Genomic DNA, 22865 nt, shown 5'->3' on the forward strand with positions numbered 1-22865 from the left:
AACCCCCTAAGTTTCAAATGAAAACTAAGGGAACTATTTCGATGTTATTGATTCAGCGGAATATACCTTAGACTGCGATGGTAATAAAGTAAACACGCACAATATGATAGTAATAAGTAGCATTACAAATACTCCTACAATGACTACAAGTTGTATAGAAGTGAATTGAGTTGCAACTCCGAACAGAATCGTTATAAAAATTGTTAAAACAGCTATAACGAGTCCGTATATACTCCCGATTCGTCCCATCATATGAACCGGAACGTTATTTTGATAAAATGTGTAAAATCCTGTATTTGCATATGCCATAGAGAAAGATAAAACAAAGAATCCGATAGCAGCTATTAAAAACCCACTTGAAAAAGCATAAATCAAATATCCGATTGCAATGAATAATGATCCTATCCCAATTAGAAATGAAGGTGCTAATTTTTTTGATAAAATTGTATTTGTTATGGCTCCTAAAATAAAACCCGCTCCAGCGATACTAACTAGGAAGCCATACTCACTATCTGTTAACAATAAAACTTCTTTTGCAAACGATAGTTCAAGCGAATCAATAGCGGTAGCTAAGACCATCATCCCTTGAAATAAGAAGTAAACACAAACAATATACATAGATTTTTTACTAAAATTTAAAACTATGTTCCAATCTTTCTTTAATACAGTTAGTGACAATTTATCATTGGATGTATTAGAATCGTCTTTTTTATCAAGATTAGGTAAAAGTAATGTAATGAACCCTGATAGCAGAAATGCTATAGCATTCATATATATTGCAAACTCTGGTGTGCCAATTATTAATAATATCCCCGCTACCGCTGGACCAATTAAAAATGCACCAGATCCTATTAAACTACGTAGTGAGTTGAAACGTTGTCTTTGCTCTACTGGAATTAATTTCGTCATATATGTCATAGCAGTTGGCTCATAAATCGCACTAGCCATGCTAATAAAGAATACTAAAAGATAGATAATCCAAAGAGATGGAAGCAAAGGTAAAATGACGATAAATACTGCGCGGTATATATCAAGGTGAATCATTAACTTCCGTTTGTTTAAACGATCTATCATACTTCCCGACCAAGCGTTTGTAAATAAAGCAGCTAATGGTTTAATCACATATAAAGCAGCAACCGCTAAAGCTGAGCCGCCCATATTATAGACAAGTACATTAAGTGCTATTAAGTAAATCCATGCACCTAAATTTGCAATACCGACTCCGGACAGTAGTAATAAAGGATATTTCCAATCTTTAAGTAATTTTTTCACTTTAGGCACCCGCTTTCTAAATTGTTTTAAACCAATAAAAAAATCCCACCCCCAAGACTTAAAGTCTTAGGGACGAGATTTATCATCGCGGTGCCACCCTAGTTTGTTAATATGTCGCCATATTAACCTTATCAGGTACTGCATAAAGCTTATACCTTAGCTCTATAACGGGAGCTCCCGTCACACCATCCCCTTATTAAAGGTTCCGATGTGCTGCTCAGAGGCTTGATTCAATAAAGAATTTTTGCTCCTTTTCAGCTAAATGGAGCTCTCTGTGAAAAATTCATTTTATTTACTCTTCTCATCATCGCATGTAATTTTATCCATATTATCATATAGGTTTTATATTGTAAATAATTAAAAAGAATAATCAGTTTTTTAAGAAAGTGAACATCCTTTATAATTTTGTAACTTGATTTTTTATTTATTAAAAAAAATACGGTGCGTGAAATTGCTTGTAACTCTAACAAAAAGAGCCTATTTATACTATAGGCTCTTACAAATTCGATATTAATTTGTACTCGCTTCTGCTAATGGTTCTAGAGGCGGTTCCAAATCTAGTTTTAAAGCATCACCTTCTTGTATATATTGTCCATTTTCAATGCTTTGACTCGTTACATACCCTGTACCTGTTGTTTTTAAATCTAATTTCAACAACTTAGAGAAATACATAACATCACGCATTGACCAACCTTTTAGGTTAGGCATTTTCACATTATTTCCCACTAGAAATATGCGATCTCCTTCACTCATTACCTCGCCAGTTTGTGGATATTGTTTTATTATCTTTCCTTCTCCTAATAATACCGGCTGAAGTTTCGCTTTTTCTGCAATATTTTTCACCGTATCCATCGTTTGATTTACATGATTTTGTACTTTTATTTCAGATTGCTTTGTTGCATCTGCCATTTGTTTTTCTGTATATGGTTTCACTTTTAAATATTCTAGACTATTTTTCATAACTGGTTTAAAAATTTCGGCAAGAGGCTGAGCGCCGTATTCATTCCCCTTTAATTTAGGTTGCTTAATGGCTAAATATACGACTAATTGCGGATCATCAATTGGAGCCATTCCTAAGAATGAAAAAATATAATTATCTTTCCCTTCCATATATCGTCCATTTTCAGGATTCGGAATTTGCGCTGTCCCTGTTTTACCACCAATCGGATAACCATCAATTTTATACATCGTTCCCGTTCCTTTAGATGATGTTATAACACGTTCCATTAAGTTCCTTACCTTATCTGCAGTTTCTTTTTTAATCGGATTCCCTATTTCTTTAGGTTGATTTTCCATAATAACTTGCTTATTTGTTGGATTTACAACCTTATCAACAATATAAGGTTGCATCATTTTCCCGTCATTTGCTATAGCTGTGGCCGCTTGTACGATTTGAATAGGAGTTACAGTTGAGCCTTGGCCGAAAGAAGTAGTAACTTGTTGAATTTGAGTATTTAACAATAATGTATTTTTACTTTCTCCAGGCAAATCTATCCCTGTTTTTTGATTGAAACCAAATTTATTCATATATTGCTTGAATTTATTTGGTTTCAGTAACTGGTCTTCTAAAATAGAAAAAGCAACGTTAGATGACCGTTCAAACCCTTCATCAAATGTAATTGAGCCCCATCCATATCCGCCATTATGATCTTTAATTTCTGCTGAACCAACTGTGTATTTTCCTGATTGGAAATATTCTTTCCCGTTATATACACCTTCATTAATTGCAGCAGCTAATGTAAAAACTTTCATTGTAGACCCTGGTTCGAATGCGTTCGCAATTGGATCATTTAAAAAATATTCAATGTCTCCCTGATTAGGATTATAACTAGGCTTACTAGACATTGCTAAAATTTTACCTGTTTTTGGATCTGCAATGATTCCTACTAACATAGAAGGATCATAGTGTTGCTCCGCTTTGTTCATCGCGTCTTCTAAAAAACTATTAATTTGTTTATCAAGCGTAAGATATACGTTATTTCCATTTTTAGCAGGTTCTATTTTTCCTATATCATTTGTAAGTGGGATACCTCTTCGTGAACCTACATATTCTACATTTCCGTTTGTAGAGCGTAAATATTTATCCAAACTTTCTTCAAGCCCAAACTTCCCCTCCGCATTACCTTTATCATCTGGTCTTGCAAAACCAAGTATATACGAGGCGAAGTCTTCATTTGGGTATACTCTGGCTTTTTCTGTTGTAAACGATACACCTGGTATTTTCAAATTATTAATTTCTTCCTTCGCTTCTCTAGATAAGTTACGTCCAATTTTACCAATTTCAACTTGCGTACGTCCTTCATGAAAATTTTTCATGATCTCCTCTTTATCAACTTCAAGCGCATCTGCTAAACGTTGTGCAGTATCTTCTTTATCTTTTAATTTATCTTTTCCTTTTAAGTTTACAACGATGCGATATGTCGTTGAGTCTTGGACTAATACTTTACCGTTTTGATCATAAATTGTCCCGCGATTTGCTTCAAGAACTCCATTTTTGTTTTGTTGTTCATTCGCAAGATCTTTTACATTAACATTATGCACGACTCCTACTGCTTGAATATAAAATATACGTAAAAGCATAGTAAGAAACAAAACAATAAAAGCAATCATCATATATCGAGCGCCTTTATTCGTTTGAAGTTTATGCATACTTATCTCCTTTCTTTTCCAATGTATTAATGCAAAGATGTGCTACTAAATATGTTCTTTATTATATTAGATACTATCTTTTTCGAAGTTTTTTTACTAATTCCTCTATAACAATAAGAAAACCAGCTCTGTTGCTGTTTGTTTTTTATTTATTTTGTATTTTTTAATATAAAATACGGTAAGTGAAATTTAAGAATGTTCAAATAAAAAGAACCTACTTTTTGTAGGTTCTTACGATTAAGCTATATGATTATATTTTGCTAAAAAAGGAACTCGTTTTGCTACTAGTGCATACATTTTGAAAATTAAACTAGCTAACGGTTCAAGTATACGTGTGCTTTGTATTACTAATCCACTTGTAATAAATGTTAAGAACGCAGCCCCAAGTATATCTAGAGGATAATGAACACCTACGTACATGCGTGATACACCGACTAATATTGCCCATATAAGCGCGATATATTTAAGTTTTTCTCCTCTTAGAATAAATACGAAAGCAATCGAAAATACAAGTACAGAATGATCACTTACAAATGATGAATCTGCTGCATGCGGTACTAATTGATTGACATGATGTGTAATAAAAGGACGCGGATGATAATATACCGCATGTATAAGAACATTTACTAATAATGCAATACTAACTGAAAGTGTCGTGTATAACACCGTATATTGTTTTCGGATTGCATTTTCTTTCTTTCCATTATTGAACCATAGGATAAGCATAAATAGAATAGCTACATATGCAGCACTATTTGTAATAGCAATCATTAGCGTATCTAATAGCTTGGATGATCCAGCAAAATTATTAATCCATTGAAATACTGTGTAATTCATATTACTCTCTCCTTATTTTTTCTCATTGTACTTTAAATAAAGATACAAGTGTTCTTGATTTACACAGCATACAACATCAAAATGAAAATGGGCTTAAACTTTTCTCATCTAATTCTCATTTTGCTACTATTCATTTGACAATGGTGTAACTATTTACACGAGCTAAATATGTATAAAGGTTGTAAACCATTTTAAATAGCATGGTGAACACTCTATGCATGGATATAATACATAACATATTCATTCAAATATATTAGTTACGAAATCATATTCTTATTCCATACGAAGGGCAATATTACCGAATTGTTCTCCTTGCTGCATTCGATTTAAAGCTTGGATTGCTTCTTCTAATGGATATACTTTATCAATAATTGGTTTAATATTATGTTTCTCTATAAAATGAACCATCTCATTAAATTCTTCACGGCTTCCCATTGATGTTCCCATAATATCAATTTGATTATAAAATAATGCTCGTAACGGTAATTCGATTTTATCTCCTGAACTTGCACCAAAGTTAACGATTCTTCCATTTGGTTTTAATATATCAAAATATTTTAAGAAAGTCGCCGGACCTATACTATCTATAATTAAATCCACTTTTTCTCCATGTAGGCACTCTTCCCAATTACCAGAACTATTAAAAGAAAAGTCTGCTCCATATTTTTCAGCAGCCTTTCTTTTGTCCTCTATCCTTGAAGTAACACTCACCTTTGCTCCAATTGCTTTAGCAAATAACATAGCATAAGTAGCTACACCACCGCCAATCCCCGGAATTAGGACATGTTCTTCAGATTTTAATCTACCTTTTGTAAAAAGCGCTTTATATGCAGTTAATGCCGATAAAGATAACACACCAGATTCTTCCCACGTAAGATAGGATGGCTTTTTCACTACATTTTCAGCTGGCACAATAACATATTCGGCAAACGTTCCATCGGCTGGTCCACCTAGTACTTCAGGTAACTCTGGTATTTCATGAGTATTATTCCATCCAATACTAGGGTTAATAATAACCTCGGTATGTAGTGAAATATTTGAAACTCCTTCTCCTAGTTCTATAACAATACCTGCACCATCTGACCCTAAAACTAATGGTAGTTCCATTTCTTTCCTATTATTCATTATAAATAAGTCGCGATGATTTAAACCTGCTGCTTTTAATCTCACTTTAACTTCCCCAACATTAGGTGTTATCTCAGGTGATAATTTATATTTTAAACCTTCTATTCCATTTTTATGTTGATGTACAATAGCTTTCATTAATAATCCCCCTTTATATTATTAATGTATCGAAAATATCGAAATAAATAAAATATTTTGATTACTAAACATTAAAAAAAGAGGAAATACATCATGTATTCCTCCTTTTAAATAACTCTTACAAAAAGAATTTTCCACCTTCAACTATCAATGGGTAGCATAAGGAAATGTAATCGTAACAACTGTTCCTTCATTTTCTTTACTCTCTAATTGAATAGTTCCGTTATATTTTTCTACAAGCCGTTTTGCAATAGATAGACCTAGCCCATTGCCACCTTGTTTTCGACTTCTCGCTTTATCGACTCTATAAAAACGGTTAAGAACAAATGGTAAATCCGATTCAGGTATTCCCGTTCCATGATCTATTATGCGAATATTAATTTTCCCCGACTGTATACTTGATTCAATACAAATATACTTATTAGCTTCTTTTGTATATTTCACTGCATTATCCATTACAATAATACTAATTTGTTCTAAGTAAGATGGTGGTATTGAAACATACGCTTCATCTGCATCTAATTTCATATCAAATTGAACGTCAGGTTGCAGTACTGCAAAGTTTTGTGTAACTTGTTTTAATACGCTATTAACATGGACTCGTTCGGCTGCTATTGGATGCATCTGGTCTGATTCAGCTCTTGATAGCTCTAGCAATTCTGAAACTAATTTATTTAATCGATCTACTTCTTTTAGACTGGATTGAAGAGATTTATCCAATAATGCTGAATCATTTTTCCCCCATCGATTCAGCATTGATAAGTGCCCTTGAATAATTGTTAATGGTGTTCTTAATTCATGCGATGCGTCTTCTACAAACTGTTTTTGCTGTGTAAAAGAAGTTTCTACTTCATCCATCATTTCATTAAAAAGAATCGATAATTTTGCGAGTTCATCATTATTTTCTCGTACTGGAACTCTTTCATTTAGTCCGTTTTTCTTAATACGCTTCATCGTATCCGTTATGTTTTGGACACTTGATAAAAGCTTTTTCGTTATAAGTATCCCGCCTAAAAAACTAAACACTAATCCACATATCCCTGCAAAGACCATTACCACTAAGATAATTTTTAATAAATGATCAAATGTCTCTAAGTTTTTCGTAAGTTCAATAGTTCCCGTGAATTTTTTTGTTTGAATTGGTATGCGCTCAACTAATATTCGATCTTCTATATGTCTTTTTATAAATGCTTCATCTTGTGTAACATTTTTTGGTTCTATCCACGATTCATTAAAATCTCGCGAAACAGTAACAATGGGTTTTCCATCATTTCCGATAATACGAATCATTTGATGTTTATCAATCATGTTGTTAAGAAATTCATTACTGTTTTCAAATGTTTTGCTCGAGAGCGTATCATTTTTATCTTGAAAATATGCCGCTATTTCTGTCACTTGTCTATTTATTTGTTTCTGTTCATAATCTATAGTCCACTTATTAATTACAACAAATTGTAACGCGCTATATAAAATAAACAAAATGAATACTAGTGTAGTGGACCAAAGTGTTAATTTCCACTTTATAGGCAAATTTCTAATTCGGTACATAATGTTTTTTATCATTTCATTATATATCCAGCACCGCGGACTGTTTGGATATACTCCTCCTTATCTAAACTATGTAACTTATTACGTAGATAACGAACATATACATCGACTATATTTGTCTCAACCATTGCATCATATCCCCATACTTGGTCCAGTAAAATATCACGGGTAAGAACTCGATTAATATTTTTCATAAACATAAGCAGTAGCTCGAATTCTTTATTTGTAAGTTCAATTTCTTCATTTCCTTTAGTTATAGTTCGAGATTCAATCTGAAGCTGTAAATCTTTAAACGAAAGAAATGATGCGTGCTTTTGCTCTGTATTTTCTTCTCTCCTAAAAATCACTCTCATACGTGCTAAAAGTTCTTCAATCGCAAACGGTTTTGGAAGATAATCATCAGCTCCACTATCTAACCCTGTCACACGGTCCATAATACTATCACGAGCAGTCAACATGATAATAGGTGTACTTTTAGTTGCTCTTAGTCGACGACATACTTCCAGTCCGTTTAATCCTGGTAACATTAAATCAAGTAATATGAGATCGTAATTCTTTTCAAGTGCTGCTTCTAATCCCTTTCTTCCATCAAGTTGTATATCTACTATATATCCTTCATACTTTAATTCTAATTCTAAAAAATCTGCTAAGCTTTCCTCATCTTCAATAATTAGTATATGTTGCAACGATACTTCCTCCTATACGATTAAATGAATAAGTAATCCTATTCCGAATAAAACCGCAATGAATTGATGTACTTTTCGATACATCTTCAATTTTGTTTTCTGATTAGATTTCTGTAAACCAAATCCTGCAACCCCTAATGCTATTAAGGTTAAAAGAGAAAATATACCACTGTATATTAGTATTATATGACGACTTCCTTTTATTAAAAAGTAAACACCGTGAGTAGCCGCAACAGCTATTACAGTGTAACCAATTAGTATGTGAAACCGTTTTATAAAAAGATATAGCTCTTTAATTATTTTAAATCCGTGCATGTTTTTCTTCTTTAAAAATAACCATATATGACGTAAGAACCATGATGATGCAGCTAGAATTGCCCCATATTCACCGAAAGAACCTAATTTCTTATTTAACCATTGTACATTTAATACATTCCCGTACGTAACATTAATAAATAGCACTTCCACACTACAAATAATAATAGTAATACCTATTATTTTAACGTACATATGAAAATATTTATTTCTTAGTATCTTCTCCATTTTATTTAATCCCCTTTTGACTCAAAAGCTCTATAATCAGCAGTGTATCAAGCAAAAGAGAGAATAACATGAGAGAAAGATTAAAATAAAATGAGAATCTGCAAATTACTTATATTTTGTTTATATCCTTTTTGGCCAATTTTAATATGTTGCAAATAAACGGTGCTTTTGCATTTGTATATGAAACACGATCAAAAGGATATGTAGCAGCAAGTTTCTCTTTTAATTTTCTATATTCTTCACGTGCCCACTCATGATTTTTTAGAAATTCTCGAAATAATAGGTTGTTCTTCCATTCCTCACTATTATAAATATAAACATGCAAATGATGACTACCCGCTCTCCATTTCCCTTTTCTAAAAAAACGCCAATTAAGTGTTTCTTTTGGAACATATTCATAGCCAATTTCCGCTAGGGGTTCCCTCCAATTTTCGGTAATTTGTAAATTTGTTACGCCAATCATCATATCAATAAGAGGTTTAGCCCCTAATCCTTCTACGGCCGTGCTTCCTATATGTTCAATAGCAATAATTTCTTCATTTAGTAACGGCACAATTTTATTTTTTTCATTTAAAAACTCTGTATGCCAATAATGTTCGTACGGTTTAATTAAGATTTTTCCATCCATTTTCTTTCCTCCTTATAACTATACATCATTATATTTATAAAATTTAATTTTATTAACATAGGGATTTTACAAAATATGTCGAATATTATAATAGACAACTTAATTATACTAAATATGAGGTGAATCATGAAAGATATTCCAGTTGAAATTCAATTAAATACTGTCACATTCCAACTAAAAAATTATCATAATTTTGATTGGCTTACGAAACTAGGAACAGTATTTGCAGTTTTTGACCAACAAGATTCCGGTAATATAAGTTTCGGTGTTGAAAAGAATGGGAAAAAGAAGTTTATTAAATATGCAGGGGCACAAACACTCGCATATAATGCTTCTACAAATGAAGCTATAAAAAGATTAAAAAACTCAGTTACTATATACAATGAATTAAAACACGTTTCTCTTATAAATTTAATTGATCACTACCCTTTACAACATGGATATGTTTTAATTTTTGATTGGTTTGACGGTGAATGTCTTCACCCGCACTGGAGTTTCCCACCCCCAGCAAAATACAATGATCCTAATTCACCATTTTATAAATATAAGAAATTATCCGTTAAAGACAGACTGATTTCATTAAATTCTATTTTAAATTTCCATACTTACGTTGAACACAAACACTATGTAGCTATTGATTTTTATGACGGTAGTATTTTATACAACTTTAAAACTAATGAAACAAAAATTTGTGATATTGATTTATACAGTAACACACCGTATGTAAATAAGATGGGGCGACTGTGGGGATCATCTCGTTTTATGTCACCTGAAGAGTTTCAACTTAACTCTATAATAGATGGAAAAACAAACGTATTTAATATGGGGGCTATAGCTTTTGCACTTTTAGGTGGCGGGCAAGATCGTTCCTTTATAAAATGGGAAGCTGGCGAAGGATTATATGAAGTAGCATACCGTGCTGTAAATGAAAATCGTAGTAAGCGCTATGCGTCAATGGAAGAGTTTAATAATGCATGGTTAAAAGTCTATAACGCTGAAAAGCTATAAAAACTACATACATTATAAAAGTACATGTAAAACTTGTACTTTTATAATGTATAATACATATGGGATTGAAATTCAGGATAACGGGGCATGTATTATGAACTTTGTTTACATTAATCAAAATGTTTTAAATAATCTTCTTTATATTTTAAGCAGTATTTTTGTTTTTTACTTTATTTATGATAGTGGGTACTTCGGGAAGAAATATAAGAAACTACTTATCATTCTTTGTACGAGCATCCCACTAATTTTATGTATGCGGTACCCTATCTATATGGATGAAAATTGTATTCATGATTTAAGACAAATCCCCTTTTTAATTGGTACACTTTATGGTGGATTTCCTGTCGGTATTGCATTACTCATGATTTTATTAATTACACGTTTTATGTTTTATGGTTTTAGCCTGTTAACAATCATTGTTTATGGAACGATGTTAATAATTACAGCATTCGCATCATCAAAATTTAAAACATACAATCGGAAAACGAAAGTAGCTTCATCTATGTTTTTAACTTTTTTCCTTGCAATATTTACAACTGTAATTGTTTTAACTCTATCAGATTTTGAAGTGAATAATTTGTACATTATTTATTTCATTCTATTACCCACTATTTTAATATTATTTATGGTCTATTTTAATGAAGTTTTAAAAGATGCAATATTCATGCGATCAAAATTAATAAAAGTTGAAAAAATGGAGATTGTCAGCCAACTCGCTGCAAGTATTTCACATGAAGTAAGGAATCCATTGACTGTTGTAAAAGGATTTACACAACTTTTAAAAACACCAAATATAACTCAACAATCCAGAGATGAGTATATTGAACATATTCTTGAAGAGTTAAATCGTGCACAAGCAATTATTGATGATTACTTAACTTTTGCCAAACCGGCTTCAGAAAAACTAGATCATATTTCAGTGGAGCACGAGTTAACTCGGGTTATTAATATGATGTTGCCTTTTTGTAACATGAATAATATTAATATTACAAAAGAGTTCTCAGCGGGAACAATTATTGGTAATACACAGCATTTCCATCAATGTTTTTTAAATTTAATAAAAAACAGTATAGAAGCAATGCCATGTGGCGGTAATCTAATTATTTCTGCAACTGTTAGTAATAATACGGTCATAATAAGGATTCAAGATAGTGGAATTGGAATGTCGCAAGAGCAAATTAATCGATTTGGCGAACCGTATTTTAGTACAAAAACGAAAGGTACTGGTTTAGGTACGATGGTTGCTGTGAAAATTATCGAAACGATGCGAGGCACATTGAAAATCCGAAGTGTTATAAATAAAGGAACTACTTTAACTATCACATTACCTAAATACAGTAATGAAGAGATTTCGTATAATAAATGAAAAAGGAGCTATTAAGCTCCTTTTTCATTTATTTCGATACAAAAAGTATCTGCTATGTTTTTTAAAGTTTACATTTTGTAGAGATTAATTAGAAATTAGTATCCTTAGCTCCAACAGCTACATCCAACAATAATTAATAAAATAAATAACACAACTAATAATGCGAAACCTCCACCAAAACCACAAGAACCGCCGAAACTCATATTTTTTCCTCCTTTTGGTTTGAAAACTAATAGGTAGTTGATCATTTTAACTGGTTCGTATTATACAGTATGTGTATCTCCCTTTTTTGAGCATGTCTTCATAAAATTAGTAAAAGCACTCTATTGAGAGTGCTTTAAAATGGGTACCAGAAACTCTTGAATACATTTACTTTTAAGTACACTGCAATAATTAAAATGATAATACCAACAAAAAGAGTGATGTAATCTACTTTTTGAGCATTCTTTGCATAGTACCACGTACGTTTGTCTTTCTTTCCAAACCCTCTTAAATCCATTGCATTTGAAACCGTATCAATTCTTTCTAAAGAATGAATAATAAGTGGCCAAAAAATCAAAATACGATTTTTCATAAGAATCCATAAACTTGCTTCTCCCTTTTCAAAAGGTACGCCTCTTGCCTCCTGTGCATGTTTAATGATTATATATTCAGATTGAATGTTTGGTATATAACGCAGTGCAATATTTATTGCATATGTAATTTTATAAGGAATGGTAAATTTATTTAAGCTGCTGACAAATTCACTTGGATGAGTTGTATAAATAAAAAGAAGTGTAAATGGTAATAACGTAAAATATTTCAATGAAAGTGTAGCGGCATAAAATAAAGTTTCATATGTAATTGTTGCATAACCTATATGAAAAAAAGAGGTATACGTTCCCGTTAATTTCGATCCATGGGTGGGCGTAATGAAAAGAATCATAACGGAATTTAATAAACTAAATGTAAATATAACGCTGAAAACAACTATAATTTTACGCAATTGAATTTTTGCAATTAAGAGGCCGATACATCCAATAATAAATAAAATTAGCAATATACGAAAATCAAAAAATAAAAAAGTAAGTGTCATACAAAATATAAATAAAGATAATTTAATTGCACCATCCATACGATGAAAATACGTATTATGCATATTCCTCCCTCCTATTAGCCTCAATATAAAGTTTCACAAACTTTTCTGGAGTTGGAATTCCGCTTAATTTAGCTAGTTTTATTAATGAAATCTCCCGTAGATTAGCTCTTTGTAACGTTCCTTGATCCCCTAATACAGCGGATACAGTATTGTCCGCAATGATTTTCCCTTCATGCAGAACTACCGCTCGATCTGCGTATTCTAAAGCAAGATTCATATCGTGTGTGATAAAAATAAAGGATATGCCCTTTTCAGCCAATGTTCTTATAAACGACATAAACTGTTTGTAATGGTAGTAATCTTGCCCAGCTGTCGGCTCATCTAATATAATAAGTTTTGGGTTTGTTGTAAGTACAGAAGCAATAGTTAGTCTCTTTTTTTGCCCGTAGCTTAATGCCTGAATTGGCCAATTACGAAATGGGTATAATCCACAAATTTTCAAAACAACTTCCACTCTACTACTAATTTCTTCTTTAGAAACCTTTTTTAATTTTAATGTGAATGAAACCTCCTCTAAAACAGTACGTTGTGTAATCATATGATTTGGGTTTTGCATAACATACGAAATAACTTCGCCACGTTTACGGATAGACCACGTATTTATGTTTTCTCCAGCGAATGTAATTCTCCCATTTTTTGTTTTATTTATTCCTATTAGACTATGAGCTAATGTCGATTTACCTGCTCCATTATGACCCAATAATGCTACTATTTCACCTTCTCTTATTGAAAGGTTTATATCTTCTAATGCTATATGTTTATTATTATACGAAAATGATAAATTTTCTATTTGACATACTTCTCTATTTTTATGTGTGTCTTCAAATGAAACTTGTTTCTGCATCCAATTCTTCATTACGCTATTAACTTTTTCATTACAAAGATTTTCAATTGGGAACAACAGGTTATTGTTATTGACAAAATTTAATTTCTTTAGAACTTCTATATAAATAGGTTCTCTTAGCCCGATATTTGGTAATATATTAGATGCTAATATTTTATCCGGTGAACCCATCGCAACAATTTCTCCTTCATCGATTAAAATAATTTTGTCTAAATCAAGGTTTAAAATTTCTTCTATTCGATGTTCAATAATTACAATTGTTTTATTATATTTCTCATGAATATCTTTAATGAGTTCTATAGTATTCAAACTACTTGCTGGATCTAAGTTAGCTAACGGTTCATCAAATAATAATATATCTGCATTTGTCGTTAGCAGACCTGCAAGAGAGACTGTCTGTTTTTGACCTCCTGATAATTCATGAGGACTTTGTGCATGAAAATTCTGCATGTTTACTTTTTTTAAAGAATCATTAACAATTTTTTTCATTTCATTTTGATTTATACATTCGTTTTCTAATGAAAATGCTACATCTTCTTCGACAGTAAGACCAATAAATTGTGAATCTTGATCTTGTAATATTGTTCCTACATGTTTACTCTGTTCAAAAATACTTCCCTCTCTCGGATCCTTTCCAGCTATTAAAATATTACCAGTACTAATCCCTTCGTAAGAAAATGGGATTAGCCCATTAATACAATGAGCTAATGTTGACTTACCTGAACCACTTCTTCCAGCTATTAGTACCTTTTCCCCTGGATATATATGAAATGTAATTTCTTTTAAAGTAGGCTGTGCGGCATGCCCATATTGAAAGGTAAATTGTTCAAAAGATATAATTGGTTGCATGTATACATCCCTACTTTTCAATTTTTAAATGTGTATGTTTCTTATTTGCTTTAGCTAGACCAATCGTGATTGGTAATCCAAGAACTAAAAATACGATAATGTCTGAAATGGTTGCTCCTAGTACTTGTATAACGATTTTGTCAAACGGTTCTCCCATCACAATAATATCGAATGCACCAGCAAATATAATGGCAATGACAATTCCAACTAACCCCGCTATTGCAAAATAAGAAATATCACGGTTATTATACGCTCCATTTTTTACACTGAAACCAGTTCTTTTTTGTATAAGACCCATTGAAAATCCGATAATCCCCGAACTAAACACCCATCCCCACCAAATACCCCAACCAGCGATTGTATCTGTAACGGTATGACCAATAAGCCCTATTAATAGTCCTGCCACTGGGCCAAATAACGCACCAAAAACTGTTAATATAGCCAATGCTGGTTTAACAAATGTATTGGGTGCGATAGAAAATCCCCAAAGCCCTAATACCCCGTATAAAGCTGCTCCAATTCCGATTGCTACTACTAGTTTTGTCGTTAATTTGTTCATTACAATTCTCCTCTCCTATTATCCCGCTTTTAATACTCTATATTTATTTTGAAAATGAATTATGCATCGACACTTCCTTTCTATACAACAAAAAATGACCCCTTAAATTAAGAGGTCATTTTCTTTCACGTACAAGAATCCTCTTATCTTTCAAAAGACATATAAATGTCCTCTGCGGAATTAGCACCTTCCTATGCATTTACATAGGGGTTGCTGAGGCTTCGTAGGGCCGTTCCCTCTACCTCTCTGGATAAGTATGTATTTGTAATCTGTATTATGGCACTAACAATTAAAAAATTCAACACTTTTCTTAATATTTTTATTTTTCTATAAATAGTTCTTCTAAATCATTGTATTCTTATAGGAATTATGAAATAATGAATTCAAAATTGTTACGGGAGGAATACATGATGAAAGTTATTGGCCTAATTGGCGGACTAAGTTGGGAATCAACATCGTTATACTATAAACATATAAATACACTAACCCTCTCTCAATATGATCAAAATGCGAAGCTTGTTTTATATAGCATGGACTTTGGTGAGGTAACTACATTATTACAAAATCATCAATATGAAGAAGTGAAAAATGAATTAGTCACAGTAGCCAAAAAGGTAGAAAAATCTGGAGCTGAATGTTTACTAATGTGTTCTAATACTGTACATCTATTTGCTGAGGAAGTAGAACAAGCAATATCAATCCCACTTCTTCATATCGGTGATGTAAGTGCTACAGAAATGGTAGAACAGAATATAAAACGTATCGGACTATTAGGAACAAAACAAACGATGGAACAAGATTTCTATACATCACGACTAGCAAAATATAACATTGAGACAATTATCCCAAATGACGAAGAAAGAACTTTTATCCATCACGTCATATTAAACGAATTAAGTAGAGGCATTATTTCAGAAACTTCAAGGGAGAAACTAATACAAATTACCAATTCATTAATTCAAAACGGTGCGGAAGGTATATTACTAGGCTGTACTGAAATACCATTGCTTATTTCCCAAAATGACCTTACTGTTCCTGTTTTTGATACTGCTTTTTTACATGCAAATACTGCTGTACAATTTGCTGGATAATAATATAAAAGCATAAAGGTAGATCCTCTATGCTTTTATATTGTCCGAACTATTTATTTAAAAGAGCATCAATAACTGCAATGGCTCTTTCGGAACCACCACACTCTAAAAAACTTTCATTCAGTTTTCGAATGCCATGTTTATACTTTTTATTTGAAAGAACGTCTGTTACCGCCTCTTTTAAAGTTTGCACATTAACATGCTCTTTCAATAATCTATGTGCTGCCTCAAGCTCAGTTAATCTTTGCGCTATCATAGGTTGATCTTTATCATGCGGTATTATCACAAATGGGACATTGTAATAAATTGCATCGTGCACACTATTCATTCCACCATGTGTAATAAAAACATCTGCTTCACTTAATATTTCTGATTGAGGTACGTAAGGGGCTATAATAAAGTTGTCTGGCGTTTGCTTAATTTTTGAAATATCATTTCTATCACCGATCGCCATTACTACAATCCCTTCGAAATTTGAAAAAGCATCAATACAAGTATTAAAAAATGGTTCGAGCCCTTCAAGAAGTGTTCCCATTGAAATATAAATAACTTTCTTTTTTGAAAGCAATTCAAGTGGAAACGTTGCATTTGTTTTGCGCTTTATAATACTCGGTCCAATAAAAACATTGTTTTCTCCGAACGAATCGCTATTAGGTTGAAAATAACGACTTGTATACACGAGACTAATATCTCCCTTATTATGCATAAATTGAAGATTATTTTTGGGCTTTACTCCAAATTCATGTTCCATTTGATACAGTAACTTTTCAGAGAGTTCATCGGGTTGGAATTGTATTTCTGCATTTGGATGAAAAGGCAAGGTTTCCAATAATTCTGGTGGAATTAAAAATATAGGAGAGGAAACTATGCCTGGAACTTGTAAATATTCCTTTACTAACTCTCCGGCACCAAATATATCATAAACTACGAAATCAAAATTTATGCTTTTACATAATTCTTTCGTAATTTCTAATATATATAAAGAAGTTTGAACATGTACATGAAAGAAAGATTTTAATCCATATGAAGTTTCATTATCAATAGAAATCTCCTTTAATAAATCCGGATGAGTATGTACAATAGCCCCCAAAACTTCAAGCCTTTCCTTAAAGTTTTCCGTTGTAATATAGTGTACGTTATCTCCTCTTTCAGTAAAGGCCTTTACTAAACTTAATGTAGGATTTACATGTCCCTCTGCAGGAAAATTAACTATTAAAATATTCAACACGTATTTCTCACTCCTTACAATTCAATGTTCTTATTAATCGTACTGTTATTATTACAAGCAATCTTCCTCTAATAGTCCCAATATGCTTACTACTTTAGGTTGATAAATAATTATCAGTCATCGGAAAAGGCATCTACATAAGTAGATGCCTAACTGTGATAAGGAGTGTTCTGTGAGGTTAGGATAAGCTTTTCTGCTTGTCCTATGCTATCAATATATGAATTATTTTATAAAACGTGAATAGTTAATAGAATTATTTTAACCATTTTATTTGATCAAATGGATAATATACCATTTTCACTTTACCTATTACATGTGACTCATCGATAAGTCCAAGTGTATTCCTACTATCTTTACTATGATTTCGATTATCACCTAATACAAATAATTTATGCGAGGGAACTTTCATTTCTCTAAAGTTTGAAAAATGATTTGATACTTGTGACATATCTAACTGTATATACAACTCATCTCGCTTTTTACCGTTAATATATACCACATCGTTTCTTAATTGTATGTTATCCCCTGGTAATCCAATAATTCGTTTCACGTAGTATGTAGGCTCGTCTTCTTTTTTTATTATTACAACATCACCATGATGAAAAGAAGAAAAATAGACACTAGCCTTATTAACTAGTATGCGATTATTTTCATTCAAAGTAGGTTGCATCGAAATTCCTTCTACCATACAAAATAAAAATGACTTATTAATAATAATAATTCCTATTATAATTAAAATATAGCTACATATTTTTCTCCAATCTTTTAGAATCAATTGCTTCATATATACCTCATTTCTAATCTATTCGTATGTAAAAACGTCTCTAGTTCATATAAATGCTAGAGACATTTCGTATATTTTAATTCTCTTTAGAGTCATCTATTTTTGGTGCTTCGCCAGTTAATCGCTTATTTTTTAAATCAAAATAAGCATCTAAAACTTCTTTTCCAATATCAGAGTTAATACCAGACTTATCATTTATAACCCATGGTACTACAACGGAAAATGCTACTTCTGGATCATCATAAGGCGCATATCCCGCTAATGTTAAATTATAGCATTCTCTACGTTCACCTTTATCATTTCTGCCAATATTACTTTCTCCACCATATACAGTCTGTGCGGTTCCTGTTTTACCAGCAGGTTTATATGATGCTTTTTGAAACGCCCTTACTCCCGTTCCATCCCCTTCTTGGAAAACTCTTCTAAACCCTTCTTTTACTTGATTTATATAATCTTCTTTCATATCCACTCTATTTAAAACAACTGGTTCTATTGATTGCACCACTTTGCCGATTTCATCTTTCTGCACGGTTTGTTCTCTAATCTCTTGAACAATTTGTGGTTTCATACGATACCCACCATTTGCAATAGTAGAAATATATTGTGCAAGCTGAAGTGGTGTATACGTATCATACTGACCAATGGAAAAGTCTAATAAGAAACCAGGCTGATTATCTTTTCTCCCTATTTGTCCAGCTGTTTCATTCGGTAAATCAATGCCCGTTGGAACACCTAAACCGAATTGCCTGAAATAATATCTCATTTTATCAAAGTATTCTTGTTTAATATCTAGTGAACTATTTTTCACATAATCCACACCTGCAATTTTTAATGCTGTATTAAACATATAGACGTTAGAAGAAACTTGTAAAGCTCTTAGATCATCAATATTTCCGAATTCTTTCCAAGACTTTTTCTCCTTAGTTCCTTTGAATTTCATAGGTGCGTCATAAAAGTATGTACCTGGTGTTATAGCTTTTGTTTCAAACCCTGTTAACACTGTCGCACCTTTCACAGTTGATCCAAGCTCATATGAACTTGTCATCGTGCCTAAAGCGTAATCTTCAACTTCAGTTTTCCCGTCTTTTTCTACTAACTTTTTCCCAGCCATTGATAATACTTGACCATTTTTCGGATTCATCATTACAACGAAAGCACGGTCCAACATCGATTCTGAACCTTTGTATGCCTTTAATATTTTTTCTATGCTCTCTTCAACTTTTTTCTGTAATTCCATATCTATTGTTAAAGTTAAATTCTTGCCGCTTTTCCCTTCGGAAACTGTTTCCGTTCTAATCGTATTATCTTGTTTATCAGCAAGACTTCTTACTTCTTTCTTCGTACCATGAAGTACATCTTCATATTGTTGTTCGATGTAACTTTTCCCGACCCTGTCATTCCGGCTATAATCACGCACTAAATAATAATCTAATCGTTCACGTGGTAATCCTTCATCAGCATTCGAAACATTTCCAAGTACCGAGCGGAATAAACCATCATTAACATAGAAACGCTCCCAATCAACTGATGCATCTACCCCTGGGAGGTTTGCTAAGTTTTCACTAATCACAGTATATTCCTTTTCACTAACATTTTTTTTAATAATTTGAGGTGCCATTTGATAACCTGAAGTCATTTTACTTTTAATAGCCAACACTTCTATATCTTGAGCTGTTAATTCTTGAAGGTTTTTATCTGAAACTCGTTTTCTCTTTAACTCTTCAGTTTTTTTATCTAGCTCTTTTCCGGCAATATCATTTTCTCTAAACTTATCTATTTCTTTTTTAGATACTAAATTTTGAGCAACCTTTGGATTTAATTGTATCCAAAAATCTTTCTTATCTGTCTCGGTTAACTTATCTATATCTTCTTGCGGCATTTCAATTATTTCTGCAAGTTGTCTTGCAGTTTTTAGCATTTCTTCCGATTTTACACCTTTCACCTTTGTATATGTAATCGTACGTAAAGACTTATTGTCAACAACTGGATTACCTTCGCGGTCATAAATTTTGCCACGTGGTACTGTAAGACTAACAGTTGCATTCTCTCTTTTTTCTACTTCATTCTTATATGTTTCTCCATCGAAAATTTGCACTTTACCTAACTGGATTATAATTCCAGAAAATAATAAAAATACACAAAAGAATAAAATATTTAACCGTATTGGTATTGGCCAACCGTTCTTCTTTTTTTGCTTTTTCACCTTGTTATAATCTCCTCCCTACATCACTTTCGTTTCATTACTTACTATATGTAGTCTCCATATAGTAAGTAATATTATTTTTTAAACATTACGTTGTATGAATATTAATATAATGTTTAAAACTTAATAGAAATTTAAGCAATGGTAAAGAAAAGGTAAAGTTTACTAAATAAAATTTAAAAATACGCAATAACAAAGGGCTTAGTTTTCACTAAGCCCTTTGTTATTGCGTATTTAATTATTTACGAGTTATATAGAGCGTATTGTTACGGATCTATCTTCACTCTTTGATATGGACGGTTCATTTTGAAATTTTGGTAAGTAAATCGTTACAGTTGTCCCGGCGCCAACCTCACTCATAATACTAATAGTCCCATGGTGACTTTCAATGATTTTATAACTTAGCATCAATCCGATTCCTGTTCCTTTTTCTTTCGTACTATAAAAAGGTTCACCCAATCTCTTAATTCTTTCTTCTGGTATCCCTATTCCTTCGTCTACTACATCTATTATGATACCACCTTCATTCATTTCTTTAATATGAATTGAAATCTTCCCGCCATCTGGCATCGCTTCAATTGAATTTTGCAAAATATTAATAAATACTTGTTTTAATTGATTTTCAGAGCATTCAATAATCATCTCTTTGGAATCTGTAAATAACTCAACTTGAATGTTTGTCATAATTGCTTTTGTGTTAATTAACGACACAACATTTTTGAATATTTGACAAATATTTTTCTTCTCAGTAGGGATTTCATCTGTTTTAGCAATCGATAAAAATTCCTGAAGGATTGCTTCAATTCTCTCGATTTCAGAAAGCATAAGATTAAAATATTTTTCTTGATCCTCTTTGTTAATTTGGAATAATTGTATAAATCCTTTTATTACAGTTAAAGGGTTCCTCACTTCATGTGCTACACCGGCTGCTAATTGACCAATTGCCGCAAGTGTATCTGATTTATTTAGCAATTCTTCTGCCTTTTTCCGCTCTGTAATATCGCGGACAACAATCATAATTTTATCTTGTAATAATGGTAAACATCTAGCTTCAAAGAAATCGATACTTTCATTAATTGTTAGAGGGTATTCTACAATTACATTCTTTCCTTCTTCTTTCAATTGGCGAATTGCTTCTTGAAATTGCTGTGCTACTGGAGACGGTAATATTTCGTAAAACTTTTTTCCCATAAAAGCTTCTGCGGGTACGTAAAATTTTGTAGGAGATCCTGCTTTATAATCTATAATTGTCCCATCGTCTTCTGTTAAAAAACATAAATCTGGTAAAGCTTTAAAAATTAATTCTAATTCAGAGGTTTGTTGTTTTAATTGCCCTTCTATCGCTTTTAAATGTGTAATATCTACCCCAACAGCCCAGTAACTAAATCCTGTTACAGGAAACTGCTCAGATATATTGGACCACATTATCGTTTTAATTTCACCATTTTTACATGTTAAACTCATTTCCCAATCTCTAAAATTTTTTCCACGAGTCAAAAATTTATTTTGTATTTGATGGCGATAATTATGGTCAGGATACAGTAATTGAAGAGCGTTTGGATTCCCAATTATTTCTTCAGCAGTATAACCTGTTACAATCTCGCATTCTCGATTCCACAAAACAAAATCTCCATTATAGTCAAGCGCATCCACCATAACAGGCATGTTTTGTAAGATCGTATGTAGTTCTTCCTCTTTTCGAGAAAGTAACGATGTATTTTTACTTTGAACTGCTTTTTTCACCCCAGCTATAATGAGGTTAGAAAGCATTTCAAAATATTTTTGACAATTGAAAATTTCGCTTCGTTTGGACCATACAACAAAAGATCCTAAATATTGATTGTATAAGAAAAGGGGGATTTCAATTTTGGGAAGTTTACATACTTTCATTTCATTAATTCCAAATGAAAATATACATTCGTTTTCAGCATCAAGAAGTTGATGTGATATGTTGGTTAATTTATAAAATTGTTCTGCCATGGTTTCTATTGTACTCACATCAATAAGTTCCATTAGCCGCGCATTCATTCCTTTTTCACCTCGATATGTAAAATTTATACAAATTCAAAATTCATACTTCTTCATTATACGAAGAAAGTGCTCCTAGGTATATAGCTGTAGAATAATTATTCGAACAAATTCTATTTTTCAATTAAAAACAGAAAATAATATGGGAGTGTTACGCGCTGCTAGTAGCAGTATAAAAATACAATAAACGTAGAATTCACAAAAAATTCACAACTTTCATGAAAAATATAAACATTTATTCCAATATATTCTATATAATGAGGTGTAATAAGGCTTCTATGAATCTCATAGAATACCTTACCCCTAATAAAAAGAAAAAAAGAATCTATTTGGATTCTTTT

The 22865-nt window shown here is 32.0% G+C and carries 19 protein-coding genes, 1 riboswitch and 1 other annotated feature; of the genes, 3 read left to right on the forward strand and 16 right to left on the reverse strand.

What is annotated here, in order from left to right; all coding sequences use genetic code 11:
- Positions 1 to 33 precede the first annotated feature (33 nt).
- The 8 genes from MHI07_RS12445 to MHI07_RS12480 form a co-directional block, all read right to left on the reverse strand.
- Positions 34 to 1272, reverse strand: a complete 1239-nt coding sequence (locus MHI07_RS12445) for an MFS transporter (protein ID WP_340824068.1) — start codon at positions 1270 to 1272, stop codon at positions 34 to 36.
- 65 nt (positions 1273 to 1337) lie between these two features.
- Positions 1338 to 1589, reverse strand: a binding site (T-box leader).
- Positions 1590 to 1782: 193 nt separating this feature from the next.
- Positions 1783 to 3921, reverse strand: a complete 2139-nt coding sequence (locus MHI07_RS12450; RefSeq protein ID WP_340824071.1) for a penicillin-binding protein — start codon at positions 3919 to 3921, stop codon at positions 1783 to 1785.
- Between the two features lie 237 nt (positions 3922 to 4158).
- A complete protein-coding gene (locus tag MHI07_RS12455; RefSeq protein WP_002110185.1) occupies positions 4159 to 4758 on the reverse strand; it encodes an undecaprenyl-diphosphatase in 600 nt (199 codons plus the stop codon).
- 273 nt (positions 4759 to 5031) lie between these two features.
- Positions 5032 to 6021 carry a zinc-binding dehydrogenase gene (locus tag MHI07_RS12460; RefSeq protein ID WP_215581917.1) on the reverse strand — a complete coding sequence of 330 codons (990 nt, stop codon included), beginning with the start codon at positions 6019 to 6021 and terminating at the stop codon, positions 5032 to 5034.
- 147 nt (positions 6022 to 6168) lie between these two features.
- Complete coding sequence (locus MHI07_RS12465) at positions 6169 to 7584, reverse strand: HAMP domain-containing histidine kinase (protein WP_340824075.1); 1416 nt, start codon at positions 7582 to 7584, stop codon at positions 6169 to 6171.
- Positions 7581 to 8255, reverse strand: coding sequence for a response regulator transcription factor (locus tag MHI07_RS12470; RefSeq protein ID WP_002141982.1), 675 nt, complete (start codon positions 8253 to 8255; stop codon positions 7581 to 7583). The genes MHI07_RS12465 and MHI07_RS12470 overlap by 4 nt, the downstream gene beginning before the upstream one ends.
- A gap of 12 nt (positions 8256 to 8267) precedes the next feature.
- Positions 8268 to 8798: a hypothetical protein gene (locus tag MHI07_RS12475; RefSeq protein ID WP_078182372.1), complete on the reverse strand. Its 531-nt coding sequence runs from the start codon at positions 8796 to 8798 to the stop codon at positions 8268 to 8270.
- Positions 8799 to 8907: 109 nt separating this feature from the next.
- Positions 8908 to 9426: a GrpB family protein gene (locus MHI07_RS12480; protein ID WP_340824080.1), complete on the reverse strand. Its 519-nt coding sequence runs from the start codon at positions 9424 to 9426 to the stop codon at positions 8908 to 8910.
- A 126-nt stretch (positions 9427 to 9552) separates the two neighbouring features.
- Here MHI07_RS12480 and MHI07_RS12485 point away from each other — a divergent pair, with 126 nt between their 5' ends.
- Positions 9553 to 10434: a serine/threonine protein kinase gene (locus MHI07_RS12485; RefSeq protein WP_215581925.1), complete on the forward strand. Its 882-nt coding sequence runs from the start codon at positions 9553 to 9555 to the stop codon at positions 10432 to 10434.
- Between the two features lie 46 nt (positions 10435 to 10480).
- Positions 10481 to 11800 carry a HAMP domain-containing sensor histidine kinase gene (locus MHI07_RS12490; protein WP_340824083.1) on the forward strand — a complete coding sequence of 440 codons (1320 nt, stop codon included), beginning with the start codon at positions 10481 to 10483 and terminating at the stop codon, positions 11798 to 11800.
- 104 nt (positions 11801 to 11904) lie between these two features.
- Here the strand turns inward: MHI07_RS12490 and MHI07_RS12495 are convergent, their stop codons facing one another.
- The 4 genes from MHI07_RS12495 to MHI07_RS12510 all read right to left on the reverse strand — a co-directional run bounded on the left by MHI07_RS12495 (position 11905) and on the right by MHI07_RS12510 (position 15190).
- A complete protein-coding gene (locus MHI07_RS12495; RefSeq protein ID WP_000007808.1) occupies positions 11905 to 12003 on the reverse strand; it encodes a YjcZ family sporulation protein in 99 nt (32 codons plus the stop codon).
- Between the two features lie 134 nt (positions 12004 to 12137).
- Entirely contained in the window at positions 12138 to 12938 is an 801-nt protein-coding gene (locus MHI07_RS12500; protein ID WP_340824084.1) for an energy-coupling factor transporter transmembrane component T family protein, read from the reverse strand.
- Complete coding sequence (locus tag MHI07_RS12505; protein ID WP_340824087.1) at positions 12931 to 14631, reverse strand: DUF3744 domain-containing protein; 1701 nt, start codon at positions 14629 to 14631, stop codon at positions 12931 to 12933. The genes MHI07_RS12500 and MHI07_RS12505 overlap by 8 nt, the downstream gene beginning before the upstream one ends.
- Positions 14632 to 14641: 10 nt before the next feature.
- Positions 14642 to 15190 (reverse strand): ECF-type riboflavin transporter substrate-binding protein, encoded by a 549-nt coding sequence (locus MHI07_RS12510; protein WP_340824090.1) that lies wholly within the window; start codon positions 15188 to 15190, stop codon positions 14642 to 14644.
- Positions 15191 to 15330: 140 nt separating this feature from the next.
- Positions 15331 to 15447: riboswitch (SAM riboswitch) on the reverse strand.
- Between the two features lie 150 nt (positions 15448 to 15597).
- Between MHI07_RS12510 and MHI07_RS12515 the strand changes: the two genes are divergently transcribed.
- Positions 15598 to 16281, forward strand: a complete 684-nt coding sequence (locus tag MHI07_RS12515) for an aspartate/glutamate racemase family protein (RefSeq protein ID WP_215581936.1) — start codon at positions 15598 to 15600, stop codon at positions 16279 to 16281.
- Between the two features lie 49 nt (positions 16282 to 16330).
- On the opposite strand, the gene MHI07_RS12520 is transcribed toward MHI07_RS12515, so the two are convergent.
- From MHI07_RS12520 to MHI07_RS12535, 4 genes are all read right to left on the reverse strand, one after another.
- Positions 16331 to 17509, reverse strand: a complete 1179-nt coding sequence (locus MHI07_RS12520) for a macrolide family glycosyltransferase (protein ID WP_340824095.1) — start codon at positions 17507 to 17509, stop codon at positions 16331 to 16333.
- A gap of 253 nt (positions 17510 to 17762) precedes the next feature.
- Positions 17763 to 18293, reverse strand: a complete 531-nt coding sequence (lepB, locus tag MHI07_RS12525) for a signal peptidase I (RefSeq protein ID WP_097829317.1) — start codon at positions 18291 to 18293, stop codon at positions 17763 to 17765.
- A 76-nt stretch (positions 18294 to 18369) separates the two neighbouring features.
- Positions 18370 to 20496, reverse strand: coding sequence for a peptidoglycan D,D-transpeptidase FtsI family protein (locus MHI07_RS12530; RefSeq protein WP_340824098.1), 2127 nt, complete (start codon positions 20494 to 20496; stop codon positions 18370 to 18372).
- 249 nt (positions 20497 to 20745) lie between these two features.
- Positions 20746 to 22524, reverse strand: a complete 1779-nt coding sequence (locus tag MHI07_RS12535; protein ID WP_340824100.1) for an ATP-binding protein — start codon at positions 22522 to 22524, stop codon at positions 20746 to 20748.
- Positions 22525 to 22865: the final 341 nt, after the last annotated feature.

Origin of the sequence: Bacillus sp. FSL H8-0545, assembly GCF_038006105.1 — a bacterium.
Taxonomy (GTDB): Bacteria; Bacillota; Bacilli; order Bacillales; family Bacillaceae_G; genus Bacillus_A; species Bacillus_A cereus_U.

Excerpts from the sequence above, each read along its gene's own strand:
- MHI07_RS12465 (WP_340824075.1), bottom strand. The coding sequence starts at position 7,584 with ATGATAAAAAACATTATGTACCGAATTAGAAATTTGCCTATAAAGTGG.
- MHI07_RS12510 (WP_340824090.1), bottom strand. The coding sequence starts at position 15,190 with ATGAACAAATTAACGACAAAACTAGTAGTAGCAATCGGAATTGGAGCA.
- MHI07_RS12490 (WP_340824083.1), top strand. The coding sequence starts at position 10,481 with ATGTATAATACATATGGGATTGAAATTCAGGATAACGGGGCATGTATT.
- MHI07_RS12515 (WP_215581936.1), top strand. The coding sequence starts at position 15,598 with ATGATGAAAGTTATTGGCCTAATTGGCGGACTAAGTTGGGAATCAACA.
- MHI07_RS12480 (WP_340824080.1), bottom strand. The coding sequence starts at position 9,426 with ATGGATGGAAAAATCTTAATTAAACCGTACGAACATTATTGGCATACA.
- MHI07_RS12485 (WP_215581925.1), top strand. The coding sequence starts at position 9,553 with ATGAAAGATATTCCAGTTGAAATTCAATTAAATACTGTCACATTCCAA.
- MHI07_RS12500 (WP_340824084.1), bottom strand. The coding sequence starts at position 12,938 with ATGCATAATACGTATTTTCATCGTATGGATGGTGCAATTAAATTATCT.
- MHI07_RS12450 (WP_340824071.1), bottom strand. The coding sequence starts at position 3,921 with ATGCATAAACTTCAAACGAATAAAGGCGCTCGATATATGATGATTGCT.
- MHI07_RS12535 (WP_340824100.1), bottom strand. The coding sequence starts at position 22,524 with ATGAATGCGCGGCTAATGGAACTTATTGATGTGAGTACAATAGAAACC.
- MHI07_RS12505 (WP_340824087.1), bottom strand. The coding sequence starts at position 14,631 with ATGCAACCAATTATATCTTTTGAACAATTTACCTTTCAATATGGGCAT.
- lepB (WP_097829317.1), bottom strand. The coding sequence starts at position 18,293 with ATGAAGCAATTGATTCTAAAAGATTGGAGAAAAATATGTAGCTATATT.
- MHI07_RS12455 (WP_002110185.1), bottom strand. The coding sequence starts at position 4,758 with ATGAATTACACAGTATTTCAATGGATTAATAATTTTGCTGGATCATCC.
- MHI07_RS12475 (WP_078182372.1), bottom strand. The coding sequence starts at position 8,798 with ATGGAGAAGATACTAAGAAATAAATATTTTCATATGTACGTTAAAATA.
- MHI07_RS12460 (WP_215581917.1), bottom strand. The coding sequence starts at position 6,021 with ATGAAAGCTATTGTACATCAACATAAAAATGGAATAGAAGGTTTAAAA.
- MHI07_RS12495 (WP_000007808.1), bottom strand. The coding sequence starts at position 12,003 with ATGAGTTTCGGCGGTTCTTGTGGTTTTGGTGGAGGTTTCGCATTATTA.